14 protein-coding genes and 2 tRNA genes are annotated in these 13,830 nt (G+C 72.4%); 9 read left to right on the top strand and 7 right to left on the bottom strand.

Annotated elements, in window-relative coordinates:
• The first annotated feature begins 16 nt into the window (after nucleotides 1–16).
• From ABUW04_RS23965 to ABUW04_RS23950, 4 genes are all read left to right on the top strand, one after another.
• A complete protein-coding gene (locus tag ABUW04_RS23965) occupies nucleotides 17–1,063 on the top strand; it encodes an NAD-dependent epimerase/dehydratase family protein (protein WP_232242369.1) in 1,047 nt (348 codons plus the stop codon).
• Between the two features lie 89 nt (nucleotides 1,064–1,152).
• Nucleotides 1,153–1,593, top strand: a complete 441-nt coding sequence (locus ABUW04_RS23960; protein ID WP_232242328.1) for a molybdenum cofactor biosynthesis protein MoaE — start codon at nucleotides 1,153–1,155, stop codon at nucleotides 1,591–1,593.
• Between the two features lie 187 nt (nucleotides 1,594–1,780).
• The gene (locus ABUW04_RS23955) at nucleotides 1,781–1,948 is read left to right on the top strand and encodes a hypothetical protein (protein ID WP_198037524.1); all 168 of its coding nucleotides are present in this window, start codon (nucleotides 1,781–1,783) and stop codon (nucleotides 1,946–1,948) included.
• A gap of 87 nt (nucleotides 1,949–2,035) precedes the next feature.
• Complete coding sequence (locus ABUW04_RS23950) at nucleotides 2,036–3,094, top strand: YlbL family protein (protein ID WP_030257542.1); 1,059 nt, start codon at nucleotides 2,036–2,038, stop codon at nucleotides 3,092–3,094.
• A gap of 53 nt (nucleotides 3,095–3,147) precedes the next feature.
• On the opposite strand, the gene ABUW04_RS23945 is transcribed toward ABUW04_RS23950, so the two are convergent.
• Entirely contained in the window at nucleotides 3,148–3,699 is a 552-nt protein-coding gene (locus ABUW04_RS23945; protein ID WP_030257539.1) for a PPA1309 family protein, read from the bottom strand.
• Between the two features lie 228 nt (nucleotides 3,700–3,927).
• On the opposite strand from ABUW04_RS23945, the gene ABUW04_RS23940 reads away from it, so the two are divergent.
• The 4 genes from ABUW04_RS23940 to ABUW04_RS23925 all read left to right on the top strand — a co-directional run bounded on the left by ABUW04_RS23940 (nucleotide 3,928) and on the right by ABUW04_RS23925 (nucleotide 8,206).
• Nucleotides 3,928–5,433, top strand: coding sequence for a UPF0182 family protein (locus ABUW04_RS23940; protein WP_380566532.1), 1,506 nt, complete (start codon nucleotides 3,928–3,930; stop codon nucleotides 5,431–5,433).
• A gap of 51 nt (nucleotides 5,434–5,484) precedes the next feature.
• A tRNA-Met gene (locus tag ABUW04_RS23935) sits at nucleotides 5,485–5,558 on the top strand.
• Nucleotides 5,559–5,695: 137 nt separating this feature from the next.
• Nucleotides 5,696–5,769, top strand: a tRNA-Met gene (locus ABUW04_RS23930).
• 496 nt (nucleotides 5,770–6,265) lie between these two features.
• Complete coding sequence (locus tag ABUW04_RS23925) at nucleotides 6,266–8,206, top strand: tetratricopeptide repeat protein (RefSeq protein WP_380566531.1); 1,941 nt, start codon at nucleotides 6,266–6,268, stop codon at nucleotides 8,204–8,206.
• A gap of 105 nt (nucleotides 8,207–8,311) precedes the next feature.
• On the opposite strand, the gene ABUW04_RS23920 is transcribed toward ABUW04_RS23925, so the two are convergent.
• The 3 genes from ABUW04_RS23920 to hisN all read right to left on the bottom strand — a co-directional run bounded on the left by ABUW04_RS23920 (nucleotide 8,312) and on the right by hisN (nucleotide 10,345).
• A complete protein-coding gene (locus tag ABUW04_RS23920; RefSeq protein ID WP_030257528.1) occupies nucleotides 8,312–8,722 on the bottom strand; it encodes a Fur family transcriptional regulator in 411 nt (136 codons plus the stop codon).
• A 66-nt stretch (nucleotides 8,723–8,788) separates the two neighbouring features.
• A complete protein-coding gene (locus ABUW04_RS23915) occupies nucleotides 8,789–9,466 on the bottom strand; it encodes a DedA family protein (protein ID WP_380566530.1) in 678 nt (225 codons plus the stop codon).
• A gap of 87 nt (nucleotides 9,467–9,553) precedes the next feature.
• Nucleotides 9,554–10,345 (bottom strand): histidinol-phosphatase, encoded by a 792-nt coding sequence (hisN, locus tag ABUW04_RS23910; RefSeq protein ID WP_030257522.1) that lies wholly within the window; start codon nucleotides 10,343–10,345, stop codon nucleotides 9,554–9,556.
• 64 nt (nucleotides 10,346–10,409) lie between these two features.
• Here hisN and ABUW04_RS23905 point away from each other — a divergent pair, with 64 nt between their 5' ends.
• Nucleotides 10,410–10,883, top strand: a complete 474-nt coding sequence (locus ABUW04_RS23905; RefSeq protein WP_030257519.1) for a MarR family winged helix-turn-helix transcriptional regulator — start codon at nucleotides 10,410–10,412, stop codon at nucleotides 10,881–10,883.
• 115 nt (nucleotides 10,884–10,998) lie between these two features.
• On the opposite strand, the gene ABUW04_RS23900 is transcribed toward ABUW04_RS23905, so the two are convergent.
• From ABUW04_RS23900 to aroA, 3 genes are all read right to left on the bottom strand, one after another.
• A complete protein-coding gene (locus tag ABUW04_RS23900) occupies nucleotides 10,999–11,322 on the bottom strand; it encodes a DMT family transporter (RefSeq protein ID WP_030257517.1) in 324 nt (107 codons plus the stop codon).
• A gap of 63 nt (nucleotides 11,323–11,385) precedes the next feature.
• Nucleotides 11,386–12,429 carry a ribosome small subunit-dependent GTPase A gene (gene rsgA, locus ABUW04_RS23895; protein WP_030257514.1) on the bottom strand — a complete coding sequence of 348 codons (1,044 nt, stop codon included), beginning with the start codon at nucleotides 12,427–12,429 and terminating at the stop codon, nucleotides 11,386–11,388.
• Nucleotides 12,430–12,438: 9 nt separating this feature from the next.
• Complete coding sequence (gene aroA / locus ABUW04_RS23890; RefSeq protein ID WP_380566529.1) at nucleotides 12,439–13,818, bottom strand: 3-phosphoshikimate 1-carboxyvinyltransferase; 1,380 nt, start codon at nucleotides 13,816–13,818, stop codon at nucleotides 12,439–12,441.
• Nucleotides 13,819–13,830: the final 12 nt, after the last annotated feature.

Below are 13,830 nucleotides of genomic sequence, written 5' to 3'. Positions count from 1 at the left end.
CGACGGGCCGCCGCTCGTGGTCGCCGTCACCGGCGCGGCCTCCGGCATCGGCAGCAGGCTGGCCGCCAGGCTCGCCGCCTCGACCGCGGTGAAGCGGGTGCTGGCGATCGACGAGCGCCGCGGCGACGTGCCCGGAGTGCAGTGGCGGGTCCTGGACGTCCGGGACCCGGCCGTGGCCGAGCGGCTGACCGGCGTCGACGTGGTGGTGCACCTGGCCCAGGACCTGGGCATGGACACCGACCCCAAGACCCGCAGCGCCTACAACGTGCGCGGGACGCAGACGGTGCTCACCGCCGCGGCCGCGGCCGGGGTGCACCGGGTGGTCCTGTGCACCTCCGCCATGGTCTACGGGGCGCTGGACGACAACGAGGTCCCGCTGGACGAGGACGCTCCGCTGCGCGCCACCGAGGAGGCCTCCCTGGTCGGGGACCTGCTGGAGATCGAGCGGCTCGGCCGGCGCGCGCCGCACGCGCACCCCGGCCTGTCGGTGACCGTGCTGCGCCCCGCGGTCGTGGTGGGCCCCGGCGTGGACACCGTGCTCACCCGCCACTTCGAGGCCCCCCGGCTGCTGGTGGTCGCGGGCTCCCGGCCGTGCTGGCAGTTCTGCCACGTGGACGATCTGACGGCGGCACTGGAGTACGCGGCGCTCGGCCTGGTCGAGGGCGAGGTCACGGTCGGCTGCGACGGCTGGCTGGAGCAGGAGGAGGTCGAGGAGATCACCGGCATCCGCCGGATGGAGCTCCCGGCCTCGCTGGCCCTGGGCACCGCGGCCCGGCTGCACCGGCTCGGGCTGACCCCGGCCCCGGCCGGGGACCTGGCCTACACCATGTACCCCTGGGTGGTGTCCGGCAGCAGGCTGCACGAAGCGGGGTGGCGTCCGCTGCACACCAACGAGGAGGTGCTGGGGGAGCTGCTGGAGCAGGTCTCCGGCAACCACGCGGTGGCCGGGCGCAGGCTCGGCGGCAAGGACGCAGCCACCACGCTGGGCGCCGCGGGTGCCACGGTGGCGCTGGTCGGCACGGCGGCCCTGGTGCGCAGGGCGCGCAAGCGGCGGCGGATCTAGATCCCAGAACCAATTCTTACGTGGAATGTAATATCCGCGATGCGGAATCGATGCGGAGGGTGTTGCCGCGATCGGTCATGATGGACGGTATGAAGGAAGCCGCTGCCGCCGACCCGATCCGCCTGCTCGCGCTGCGCGAGACCCCGCTCTCCCTGGACGAGGTGCACGCCGCCGTGGGGGACGCCTACGCCGGGGGTACGGCGCTGTTCGTCGGAACGGTGCGCGACCACGACGGCGGCAGGCCGGTCACCGCGCTGGAGTACAGCGCCCATCCCAGCGCCGAACAGGAGCTGCGCCGGGTCGCCGAGAAGGTCGTCGCCGACTTCCCGGTGGTCGCCCTGGCCGCGGTGCACCGGGTCGGCAGGCTGCAGGTGACGGATGCCGCGGTGATCGTCGCCGTGTCCTGCGCGCACCGCGGCGAGGCGTTCGAGGCCTGCCGCCGGCTGATCGACGACCTCAAGCACACCGTCCCGATCTGGAAGCACCAGCACTTCGCCGACGGCACCGAGGAGTGGGTCGCCTCCTGCTGACGCCGCCCGCCGTCCGGCCTGCGGGCCGCCGACCGGTGACGCGTCGTCACCCGAACGGTCCCCCTGCCGGACCGGTCGCGTCGCCGCCGGCCCGGGCGGCTGCTGGGACGTGACCCGAACGGCCCCGCGATCGTTGTCACGATGAGCGGATAGTCTGCTCTGACAGACGATGAGCTGGGAGTACGACATGGGCGCTCTCGCATGGTTGGTCATCCCCGTAGTGGCCGGGGTCCTCGCCACCCTCTGGGTGATCTGGTCCGGGAGGACCAGGACGACCGGTGACCACGACTCGCTGGCGGGGCATCAGCGCTTCCGCGAGGCCATGGAACGGGGCACCAACCCGCCCAAGTCCTAGGCGCGGTGCCCGGTTCCGGGTCCGGGCCGTACCCGGGAGCAGCAGTCCGCCGGGCGGGCCGGGGATCACGTCCCGTAGTGTCGTGCCATGCCACGCCGCTCCGCGACGATGCTCGCCTCCACGCTGCTGCTGATAGCGCTGTTCTGTGCCGCCGTGCTGATCAAGGTGCCCTACTCGGAGATGAGTCCGGGCCCGACGTACAACACGCTGGGCACCCAGAACGGCAAGCAGGTGATCACCATCAGCGGCCGCAAGACCTACCCGACCTCCGGGAACCTCAACATGACCACGGTCGAGGTGACCAGCGCGGACTACACGCTGAACCTGGTGGAGGCGGTCACCGGCTGGCTGCGGCACGACCAGGCGGTGATCCCGCACAGCAACCTGTACCCGGACAACCAGACCGAGAAGCAGGCCGAGGCGCAGAACGCCGAGGAGTTCTCGGCCTCCCAGGACAGTGCCAAGGCGGCGGCCCTCACCCAGCTGGGCATCCCGGTCGGCACCGAGGTGGTGGTGTCCGCGGTGGTCGAGGGCAGTCCCTCGGTGGGCAAGCTGCACGCCGGCGACGTCGTCGTCGCGGTGGACGGCACCAAGGTGACCGACCCGGACCAGGTGGCGACGCAGGTCACCAAGCACCAGCCGGGGCAGGACGTGGTCTTCACGGTCATCCCGCCCGGGAAGACCAGCAGCGACCTGCAGCAGGTCACCATCACCACGGCGAAGAACCCGGACACCGGCAAGGCGATGGTCGGCATCCAGCCGGGCACCGAGCACACCTTCCCGTTCGCCATCGACATCAACCTGGGTGACGTCGGCGGCCCCAGCGCGGGGCTGATGTTCTCGCTGGGCATCGTCGACAAGCTCCAGTCCACCGACCTGACCGGCGGGAAGTTCATCGCGGGGACCGGCACCATCGACGCCGACGGCACGGTCGGGCCGATCGGCGGCATCTCGATGAAGATCATCGCGGCGCGCAACGCGGGCGCCCAGTACTTCTTCACCCCGTCGTCCAACTGCTCCGAGGCCGCCGCCGACACTCCGTCAGGACTGCGGCTGATCAAGGTCGACAAGCTGTCGCAGGCGGTGCAGGACCTGGCCGACATCCGCTCCGGGGACCTGTCCGCGCTGCCCGCCTGCAGCAAGTAGCTCCGCGCAGGCGGGACGGGCGGGCAGCGCGTCGGCAGCGGGTCGGCGGCGGATCAGGCGAAGGTGGTGAGCAGCGCCTCGGCCAGTCCGGGGACCAGCGAGGGGCCGGTCAGCACCTCGCGCGGGGAGTCCTTCTGGCGCAGCCGCAGCGCCGTCTCCCTGGTGCCGTCCCGGAGCACCGCGACGGTCATCCGGACCTCCTGCCGCTCCGGGTGCTTGGCGACCCAGGCGGTCAGCTCCTTCTCCGAGACGCCCTCCGGCAGCTTGGCCTCGGCGGTCGGCGGCAGGATCAGCCGCTCCACCACCAGCGCGCAGCCGGCCACCGCGTCGGGCCAGGCGATGGTGCCCAGGAAGGTGTCCAGCGGGGTGCCCTTGGGCACCTCGTCCTGCTCGATCGGGGTGAACTGGTCCGTGGTGCCCGGCTCCAGTCCGAGCTGGCGGGCCAGCGCCGGCTCGTTCTTCAGCAGCGCGGCCGTGTCCACCAGGGCGAACAGCCGCGCGGGCTGGTCCCAGCCGAGACCGGAGGCGTATTCGTCGATCTCCAGGACGGCGCGGGTGATCGGGCGGGCGGCGGGAGGAAGGCTCTCCTCGAGGGTTTCCGACATGGCATCCATCCTCACACGCCGGAGGCTACGACCTCATCACGGACCGCCGCCGGTGGCCGCGGCCGGGAACCAGAAGCGGGGTCCCTTCAGTTGCCTTCTGGGGTGCTGCTCCCGCCGCGCCCGGTAGGACCCGTTGTCGTGAACTGTCGTGAGGTGCGTGCGTTGGTCTTCCAGATGCCCGACCACGGCGGCTGCAGGCCGCCGGGCGTCCTCCGTGGACGTACCGGCGTGCGTGCTGCTGCCCGGGTGCTGCTGGGAACCGTGTTCGTGCTGCTGCTGCTGTTCCTGCTCTCGCTGATCGCCTTCGACCTGTGGACCGGGCGGGTCTGGTACCGGTCGGTCGGCTTCTCCAGCGTCTACACGGTCCGGCTGCGGACCCAGGGCATGCTCTTCGTGACCTTCGGCCTGCTGATGGCCCTGGCCACGGCGCTGAACGCCTGGCTGGCGTACCGGCTGCGGCCGCCGCTGAGCGCGATGTCCTTCGAGCAGCGGCATCTGGAGCGCTACCGCACCTCGGTGGCCCGGCACCGGGCCCGGGCGCTGGTCGCCGTGGCCATGCTGCCCGGGCTGGCGGCGGGGACGGTGGCCGCCGCCGCCTGGAAGACCTGGCTGGCGGCCGCCAACAGCACCTCGTTCGGCAGCGCCGACCCGCAGTTCCACCGGGACCTCTCCTTCTACGTCTTCCGGCTGCCCTGGTACCGCTTCCTGGTCGACTTCGGCCTGGTCGCGCTGGCGGTCTCGGCGTTCACCGCGGCGCTGGTGCACTACCTGTACGGCGGGATCCGGACGCAGGGCCCGGGCCGGCTGCTGTCCTACCCCGCGCAGGGCCATCTGGGGGTGCTGCTCGGCCTGCTGGTGGGCCTGAAGGCGGTGGCGTACTGGCTGGACCGCTACTCGCTGGCGGTGAAGGCCGGGGCGGACCGGGCGGCCGGCGGCTGGAACGGCATCGGCTACACCGAGGCCAACGCGGTGCTGCCAGCCAAGGCGGTGATGTGCGGTATCGCGGTCATCTGCGCGGTGCTGTTCCTGGCGACCCCGCTGCGCCGGACCTGGGCGCTGCCGCTGGCCGCGCTGGCCCTGATGGCCTTCTCCTCGGTGCTGATCGGCTCGATCTGCCCGGCCCTGGTCCAGCAGTTCCAGGTCAAGCCGGACGAGCAGGCCAAGGAGGCGCCGTACGTGGCCCGGAACAGCGCCGCAACCGCGGCCGCGTACGGCATGAGCGGCTACGTCGCGGCGGCCGCGCCCAGGGCCGGGGCGCTGCAGGCGTCGCCGTCGGCCTCCGGGGCGTCCGATGGGTCCTCCGCAGGGTCCTCCTCGGAGGCGGCGGTGCGGGTGGCCGCCGACGACGCACGGCAGCGGGTGCAGGCCGTCGCCCCCTGGCTCCGTACCGGCGCCAGCCCGTACCAGGTCACCGTGGGCGGCCGGACCGAGTGGGTGGTGGACGGCTACACGACCAGCGACAGCTATCCCTTCGCCGCGCGGACCGGCACCGCGATGGGCGGCGGCGCGGTCGACTACATCCGCGACTCGGTCAAGGCCACCGTCGACGTCTCGACCGGGGCGGTGGCGCTGTACCAGTGGGACACCGTCGACCCGGTGCTGCGGACCTGGATGCGGGCCTTCCCGGGCACGGTCCGTCCCTACGCCACGCTCGACGACGAGCTCAAGTCCGAGCTGCGGTACCCGCAGGAGCTGTTCGCGCTGCAGCAGGACATGCTGGGCAGCCGCCGCTGAGCAGGGATTCTTCGGGCCGGGTCACCCCGTGCTACGGTGAGGACACAACGACGCGGGGTGGAGCAGCTCGGTAGCTCGCTGGGCTCATAACCCAGAGGTCGCAGGTTCAAATCCTGTCCCCGCTACTCGCGAAGTCAGAAGGTCCGGCACCCAGGTGCCGGGCCTTCTGCCGTTGCCGGGACTGCGGCCGGGGCCGGAGGCCGCAGCCGCGGAAGTGATTTGCGGTGCCGGTCGCCAGTGATCTAGGGTGAGGGCACAACGACGCGGGGTGGAGCAGCTCGGTAGCTCGCTGGGCTCATAACCCAGAGGTCGCAGGTTCAAATCCTGTCCCCGCTACTCCTTGTCAGGAGGCCCGGTGCATAGCGCACCGGGCCTCCTGTGCGTCCTGGCCGCATTTCTGACGGTGTGTCCTGCGTCTCACTCCTACGGGTGATCGGCGGGAACGAGGCGAAGCACTAGGGTGCCGAGGGGGTCGGTGCGGGGCGCTCGGGACCCGTAGGGCAATCTGGTTGTCGCTTCAATCGTCCGATCCGGTAGTGAATCTGACGGTCTGTCTACTACTGCCTCAAGTGGGGAGACTGGGGCCCGAGGGGCAGGTGACGCCGGTGAGACGGAGTCAGCACCGGGCCCTGGTAGCGACTGTGCGAGGTTGATGTGTCGCGATATCGACAAAGCGCTGAAGTAACCTCATCAGCTGGGGTATACCAGGTGTACGCGGGTTGCGGGTGGTGCGACGATGAACCCCATGGGGGACGGTGCGTGGCCGGAAAACGGCCGTCAGCTCCGATGCGTACCAGGGATGCCCAGGAATCCGGCTGACGCAGGAGTCGACATGTCGGTAGTCGCTGGAGGAGGAGCGGGCGTCGATCAGGACGACCCGCAGGTCGGACGGCTGCCCCTGCAACGCGTCCCCGACGAGGTGCCGAACGGTCCCGACGAGGGCATCCGGGGCGCCGCGGAGGAGGCCGAGCAGGAGGCCGCCGGACTGCGGCCGGAGCTGTCGCGCCCGGAGCCGTCACGTCCCGAGCGGTCGCCGTACGACGCGACCGGGACCGAGGCGGCCGCCGGGGACGACGGCGCGGACCGGCACAGCTTCGAGTCCGCCCTGGAGGCCCAGGAGGAGGCGGCGCTGGAGGCCCGCCTCCGGCTGGCCGCCGAGGAGGACCCCGGCGCCAGCAGCCTGCTCGGCGCGATGCTGCTGCGGCGCGGGGACCCGGACGACGCCGAGCCCTATCTGCGCCGCGCCGCCGCCTCCGGGATCAGGGCCGGGGCCAACAACCTCGGCGTGCTGCTGCACCAGCGCGGCCACCGCGAGGAGGCCGCGCAGTGGTGGCGGGCCGCCGCGGTCGCGGGCAGTGCGCCGGCGGCGCACGCCCTCGGCCTGCACCTGCGCGACCACGGCGACGAGCCGGGATCCGAGTACTGGCTGCACCAGGCCGCCGAGCAGGGCCACACCGGTGGTGCCTACGCCCTGGCGGACCTGCTGGAGCACCGCAGGGAGACGGTCCGCGCCGAGCGCTGGTTCCGCGCCGCGGCGGAGACCGGGCACCGCGAGGCGGCCTACCGCCTGGGCCGGCTCAAGGAGACGTCCAAGGAGGGCGAGGGCGCCGAGCAGTGGTACCGCCAGGCGGCGGCGCGCGGCCACGCCCGGGCCGCGCTGCGGCTGGGCGTCCAGCTGGAGCGGCGCGGCGAGCGTGAGGAGGCCGCGCGCTGGTACCGGCAGTCGGCGCAGGGCGGAGAGCCGCGGGCCGCCTGCGCGCTGGGCTTCCTGCTGCGCGACGGCGGGGACGAGGTCGCCGCGGCCGACTGGTGGCGCGAGGCCGCCGAGGCCGGCGACGGCAACGCCGCCAACGCGCTGGGCGCGCTGCACGCGTCCTGGGGCGAGACCGACATGGCCGAGCAGTGGTACCGCGTGGCGCTGGAGGCAGGCGACCACAACGGGGCCTTCAACCTCGGCCTGCTCTGCGCCGCGGAGGGCCGGGAGGCCCAGGCCGAGCAGTGGTACCGGCGCGCCGCGTACGCCGGGCACCGGGAGGCCAGCAACGCGCTGGCGGTGATGCTGCTGCAGCGCGGGGACACCCCCGGCGCCGAGCCGTGGTTCTCCAAGGCGGCCGAGGCCGGGAGCGTGGACGCCGCCTTCAACCTGGGCATCCTGCACGCCGGCCGCGGCGAGCAGCACGACGCCCAGGAGTGGTACGCCCGCGCGGCCGGACAGGGGCACGCCGAGGCGGCGCTGCAGCTGGCCGTCGCCAAGGAGCGGCGCGGAGACGTTTCTGCGGCCGCCACCCGGTACCGGCAGGCGGCCGAGCGGGGGTCCGCCGAGGCGGCCTTCCGGCTGGCGGTGCTGCTGGAGCGGGCCGCGGAGGAGCGGTTCGACGAGGAGGTCGACCGCTGGTACGCGGTGGCGGCGGAGGCCGGGCACGGACGGGCGCAGGTCCGGGTCGGCGTGCGGGCCGCGGAGCGGGGGGACACCGTGGCGGCCGAGCAGTGGTACCGCAGGGCGGCGGAGGGGGGGAGCCGCAGTGCGGCGTTCAACCTGGGGCTGCTGCTGGCACGGGAGGGGAGCGAGTCCGAGGCGATGCTCTGGTACACCCGGGCGGCCGACGCCGGGCACGGGCGGGCGGCGCTGCGGCTTGGGCTGGTGGCGGCGCGGCGGGGGGAGCTGGCGCAGGCGCACCGGTGGTGCGAGCGGGCGGCGGAGTACGGGCCCGGGGGTGTCACCGAGCGGGCGGTGCGGTTGATCGAGGCGTTGCGGGCTGATCTGACGGCGTAGGGGGAGGAACCTGGGCGGGGTGTCGGGCGTGGGTCTTCGCAACCGGTCAGGTTGGTGTGTGGTCGGCCGCGCAGTTCCCCGCGCCCCTGACGGGGCGCGACGCGATCAGGTGCAGTCGGGGCAGAGGCCTCGGTAGGTCACTTCCACGGTGGAGATGGTGAAGCCGAAACGTTCCGCTGGGGGGAGGGCGGCGATCGGGTCCTCGGTGGGGTGGACGTCGCGGATCGAGCCGCAGGACGAGCAGACCAGGTGCTGGTGGGCGTGGTGGGCGTTGGGGTCGTAGCGCTTGGCCCGGCCGTCGGTGCTGACCTCCAGCACCTCGCCCAGGGTCACCAGCTCGCCGAGGGTGTTGTAGACCGTCGCCCTGCTGATCTCCGGCAGCAGAGCGACCGCGCGGGCGTGGATCTCGTCGGCGGTGAAGTGGACGTGGTCCCCGTCGAGTACCTGGGCCACGACTCGCCGCTGCGCGGTGAGCCGCCAGCCTCGATCCCGGAGTCGTTCCAGCAGGTCACTCATACCCGGAAGGATAACAGGGGGTCGGAGCAGGTTTGAAGTTAGTGGATGTACTGAATTGGACCCGGTCTAATTGGTCTGCTGCGCCGTGTCGAGCACGGCCTCCTGGGCCTCCGGAGCCTCTTCGAAGCGGGCCGAGGCGCGCTTCTCGGCGCGGTGCTTGAGGTACAGCAGCCCGCCGATGACGACCACGATGACGCCGACGAAGATCCAGCTGGCCACACTGGCGTAGTGCTCCACCTGGTGCCAGCCGGCGCCGGCGAAGTAGCCGAGCAGGACGAAGCCGGTGGCCCAGAACGCCCCGCCGAGCACGTTCCACAGCGCGAAGGTGCGGTACCGCATGTCGGAGACCCCGCACAGGCCCGGGACCAGGGCGCGCAGCGCCGCGGCGAAGCGGCCGGCGAAGACCGCCCGGCCGCCCAGCCGCGCGATCATGTCCTTGCTCTGGTTCACATGGGCCGGCTTGATCAGCCGGTGCGGGATCCGGCCCAGCAGGCTGTCCCCCCAGCGCTTGCCGACCGCGTAGCCGATGCTGTCGCCGATGATCGCTCCCGCGATAGCGACTGCGATCACCGCCCACAGCTCGTTCCTGCCGTTGTAGGCGGTGACCCCGCCGATCACCACGGCGGTCTCGCCGGGGATCACGAAGCCGAGGAAGACCGAGGACTCCAGGGCCGGCAGCAGGAAAACGGCCAGCAGCACCAGGGTGCCGTTGAGCGCCAGCAGATGGTCGCTGATCCAGGACACCGGTGAGCCTCCAGGCGGGGGAAGGTAAAGAGCAGTCCAAACCGTACCTGGGCAACGTCACCTGAAGGGCGGATGGTTCCGCCGGGGTCAGCCCAGTCGCTGCAGCAACTCGCCGTGCAGCAGGCCGTTGGAGGCCGCGGCGTTGCCGCTGTGGACGCCGGGCACGCCGTCGAGGCCGGTGAAGCGGCCGCCGGCCTCCTCGACGATGACGCAGGTCGCGGCCATGTCCCAGAGGCTGAGCTCGGGCTCGGCGCAGATGTCCACGGAGCCCTCGGCCACCATCATGTAGGGCCAGAAGTCCCCGTAGGCGCGGGTGCGCCAGACGGTGCGGGAGAGCTCCAGGAAGGCGTCGATCCGGCCGCGCTCCTCCCAGCCGGTGAGCGAGGAGTACGCGAAGGAGGCGTCCTCCAGGCCGGACACGTCGGAGACCTGGATCCGCGACGCCTTGGTCAGGCTGCGCCCGGTGAAGGCGCCGGTGCCCTTGGCGGCCCACCAGCGGCGGTTCAGGGCGGGTGCGGAGACCATCCCGACGACCGGGCGCTCACCGCCCTCGCCGAGCTCCATCAACGCGATCAGGGTGGCCCAGACCGGGACGCCCCTGATGTAGTTCTTGGTCCCGTCGATGGGGTCGATCACCCAGCGGCGCGGACCGTGGCCGGTGCTGCCGAACTCCTCGCCCATCACCCCGTCCCGCGGGCGGGCCCGCTTGAGGTCGTTGCGCAGCAGGTCCTCGACGGCCTTGTCGGCGTCGCTGACGGGGGTCAGGTCCGGCTTGGTGTCGATCTTCAGATCGAGCGCCTTGAACCGCTCCAGCGTCACCGAGTCGGCGTGGTCGGCGAGGACATGGGCGAGGCGGAGATCGTCGTGGTAGTCGGCCATGCCCTGCACAGTAACGATCAGGAGGGGGCAGGGCCAGCAGCGTCGGCACCTCTACTCTGGCCGTATGGCAGCTGAATCAGCGGTGGACGACCGGGAACTGGTCACCTGGTGGGGTCTTGTGGTCGAGGCCTATGCGCGGACGACTCCGCTGCTGCAGGTCGGGCCGGTGGCCGGGGTGGACATCCCCGGACCCTGGTTCGAGGTGCTGTTGCGGCTGTTGCGGACGCCGGGGCGGCAGTTGCCGATGACCCAGCTGGCCCATGACGTGGCACTGAGCAGCGGCGGGTTCACCAAGCTGGCCGACCGGATGGTGCGGGCCGGTCTGATCGAGCGCCAGGTGTCGGTGGAGGACCGCCGGGTGGTGTTCGCGGTGCTGACCGAGCAGGGGGTCGCGGTTGGGGAGGAGGCGCAGCGGCTGCACGTGGTGGCGCTGCGGCAGCACTTTCTCGCTCCGCTGGGGGTGCGGCGGGCGGGGGAGTTGGCTTCGTTGATGCGGGTGTTGCGGGATGCGAGTGAGGCGCAGCGGGGGGCTGTGTGATTCTCGGGTGCGGGTCGGGGGTGGTTGGCCGCGCAGTTCCCCGCGCCCCTGGGGGGCTGCAACTTGCTCGCGGTGGTTCAGTTGCAGCCCATAGGGGCGCGGGGGTGCTGCGTCGTCAGTGGGTGGATCCGCTGAGTTGGAGTCCTACGACGCCGATCAGGACGAAGCTGATGGAGAGGATCTTCATCACCGAGACCACGTCGCCCAGCCAGACCATGCCGTAGATCGCTGTACCGGCCGCGCCGATCCCGGTCCAGACCGCGTAGGCGGGGCCGATGTCGAGGGTCTTCAGGCCCAGGGACAGCAGGCCGAAGCTGCCGATGCCGAAGAGCGCAAAGCCGACCACCGGCCAGAACTTGGTGAAGTTCTCGCTGAGCTTGAGGCACACGGCGAAGCCGGTCTCCAGGAAGCCGGCGACGACCACCATCAGCCAGGCCACGGTTCCTCCCAAGGTCGCTCGGTGATCACCATCGTCGGTCAGAGTGGGCGCTGCTGCGAGTCGTCAGTCACCTTCGCGGGTCTCCCGGGTGGAGAGCAGCCGGCGCAGGGAGTAGAGCCGGGCCGGGTCGGCGTGGCCCTCGGCGACCCAGGCATCCAGCGCGCAGTCGGGTTCGTCGTGGCTGCAGGCCCTGGGGCAGCCCTCGGTACCGGGCACCAGGTCGGGGAAGGCCAGGATGACCCGGCCCGGCTCGATGTGGGAGAGGCCGAAGGAGCGGAAACCGGGGGTGTCGATGACCCAGCCGGGCGGGTCCCCCTTCTTGGCGCCGGGGGCCGGCGGCAGCCGCAGCGCCAGCGCCGAGGTGGTGGTGTGCCGTCCGCGTCCGGTGACCGCGTTGACGTGGCCGGTCGACCGCTGGTGCTCCGGCACCAGGGCGTTCACCAGGGTGGTCTTGCCCACCCCGGAGTGGCCGATGAACACGGTGGACAGCCCGCGCAGGTGCTCGCGGACCCGTTCGGCGCCCTCGCCGGCCAGGTCGTCCCTGCGGGTGACCACGTGGTCGACGCCCAGCGGGGCGTAGATGTCCAGCAGCGGCTCGGGGGCCGCCAGGTCGGACTTGGTGAGCACCAGCAGCGGCCGCAGCCCGGCGTCGTAGGCGGCGACCAGGCAGCGGTCGATCAGCCGGGCCCGGGGCTCCGGGTCGGCCAGGGCGATGACGATGGCGAGCTGGTCGGCGTTGGCGACCACGATCCGCTCGTAGGGGTCGTCGTCGTCCGCCGTGCGGCGCAGCACCGAGGCGCGCTCCTCGACCCGGACGATCCTGGCCAGCACGCCCGGTTCGCCGGACAGGTCGCCGACCAGGCCGACCCGGTCCCCGACGACGACGCCCTTGCGGCCCAGCTCCCGGGCCTTCATCGCGGAGATCTCCCGCTCGCGCTTGGTGTCGGCCTCGACCAGGCAGGTGAACCGGCCCCGGTCGACGGTGAGGACCATGCCCTCGGCGGCGTCCTCGTGGGTGGGCCTGGTCCGGGTCCGCGGACGGGAGCCCTTGCGGGAGGGGCGGGCGCGGATGTCGTCCTCGTCGGCGTCCTTGCCGTAGCGGCGCATGGCGGCGGCTCAGCCCTTCGCCGACATCGGGGCGCTGTCCAGCATGGCGTTCCAGAGCCCCGGGAAGTCCGGCAGGGTCTTGGCGGTGGTGGCGACGTTCTCCACCTGGATCCCGGGCACGGCGAGGCCGATCACCGCGGCGGCGGTGGCCAGCCGGTGGTCCTCGTAGGTGTGGAACACGCCGCCGTGCAGCGGCCGCGGCTTGATCACCAGGCCGTCCTCGGTCTCGGTGACGTCGCCGCCCAGGGCGTTGAACTCGTCGGCGAGGGCCTTGAGCCGGTCGGTCTCGTGCATCCGCAGATGGGCGATGCCGCTGAGCCTGGACGGGGAGTCGGCCAGCGCGGCGACCGCGGCGATCACCGGGGTGAGCTCGCCGACGTCGTGCAGGTCGGCGTCGAGTCCGTGGACGCGTCCGGTGCCGGTGAAGCGCAGGCCGTCCGGAGTGAGTTCGCAGGTGCCGCCCATCCGGGTGAACAGCCCGCGCAGCTGGTCCCCGGGCTGGCTGGTGCGCTCCGGCCAGTCGCGGACGGTGACCGTGCCGCCGGTGACCAGCGCGGCGGCCAGGAAGGGCGCGGCGTTGGAGAGGTCCGGCTCGACCACCACGTCCCGGCCCAGCAGCGCGCCGGGGGTGACCCGCCAGACGTCCGGCTCGCCGCCGTCCTCGGGGGCGTCCACCTGGGCGCCGGCGGCGCGGAGCATCTCCACGGTCATCCGGATGTGCGGCAGCGAGGGAACGGGGTCGCCGGAGTGCCTGACCTCCACGCCCTGCTGGAAGCGCGGTCCGGACAGCAGCAGCGCGCTGACGAACTGGGAGGAGGACGAGGCGTCCACGGTGACGGTTCCGCCGACCAGGCCGCCGGTGCCGTAGACGGTGAGCGGGAGCGCTCCCCGGCCCTCGTCCTCGATCCGCGCGCCCAGTGCGCGCAGCGCGCCGATCACACCGCCGAGCGGGCGTTCGTACGAACGGGGGTCGCCGTCGAACTGCACCTCGCCGTCGACCAGGGCCGCGACCGGCGGCAGGAAGCGCATGACCGTGCCGGCGTTGCCCACGTCCACCCTGGCCGTGCCGCCGAGCGGACCGGCCAGGCTGTACTTGCCCGGGAAGGCGCCCTGACTGGGGAAGACGTGCCAGGCGTCACCGCCGCCGGACACGCCGCTGCTGCTGTTGAGCGTGTCTTCGATGCCCACGCCCAGGGCTCGCAGCCCCTCGGCCATCAGCAGGCTGTCCCGGCTGCGCAGCGGACGGCGGACATAGCCGGGCTGGTCGGCCAGGGCCGCCAGGATCAGGGCGCGGTTGGTCGCCGACTTGGATCCGGGAACGGTGACGACCGCGTCGACGGGGTCGGTCGCGGTCGGTGCGGGCCACAGGGGTTCCAGAGTGCCGGTCATGGGTCCCGAGCC

It is taken from the genome of Streptacidiphilus jeojiensis (assembly GCF_042510965.1).
GTDB classification, from domain to species: Bacteria; Actinomycetota; Actinomycetes; order Streptomycetales; family Streptomycetaceae; genus Streptacidiphilus; species Streptacidiphilus jeojiensis.
Note: the sequence above shows the minus strand (reverse complement) of the source record. Positions and strands in the feature narration are given on the sequence as shown.

Bases quoted from the DNA above. Each gene is read 5' to 3' on its own strand.
- ABUW04_RS23960 (WP_232242328.1), top strand. From the start codon at position 1,153: ATGAAGGAAGCCGCTGCCGCCGACCCGATCCGCCTGCTCGCGCTGCGC.
- ABUW04_RS23955 (WP_198037524.1), top strand. From the start codon at position 1,781: ATGGGCGCTCTCGCATGGTTGGTCATCCCCGTAGTGGCCGGGGTCCTC.
- ABUW04_RS23950 (WP_030257542.1), top strand. From the start codon at position 2,036: ATGCCACGCCGCTCCGCGACGATGCTCGCCTCCACGCTGCTGCTGATA.
- ABUW04_RS23945 (WP_030257539.1), bottom strand. From the start codon at position 3,699: ATGTCGGAAACCCTCGAGGAGAGCCTTCCTCCCGCCGCCCGCCCGATC.
- ABUW04_RS23925 (WP_380566531.1), top strand. From the start codon at position 6,266: ATGTCGGTAGTCGCTGGAGGAGGAGCGGGCGTCGATCAGGACGACCCG.
- ABUW04_RS23920 (WP_030257528.1), bottom strand. From the start codon at position 8,722: ATGAGTGACCTGCTGGAACGACTCCGGGATCGAGGCTGGCGGCTCACC.
- hisN (WP_030257522.1), bottom strand. From the start codon at position 10,345: ATGGCCGACTACCACGACGATCTCCGCCTCGCCCATGTCCTCGCCGAC.
- ABUW04_RS23905 (WP_030257519.1), top strand. From the start codon at position 10,410: ATGGCAGCTGAATCAGCGGTGGACGACCGGGAACTGGTCACCTGGTGG.
- rsgA (WP_030257514.1), bottom strand. From the start codon at position 12,429: ATGCGCCGCTACGGCAAGGACGCCGACGAGGACGACATCCGCGCCCGC.
- aroA (WP_380566529.1), bottom strand. From the start codon at position 13,818: ATGACCGGCACTCTGGAACCCCTGTGGCCCGCACCGACCGCGACCGAC.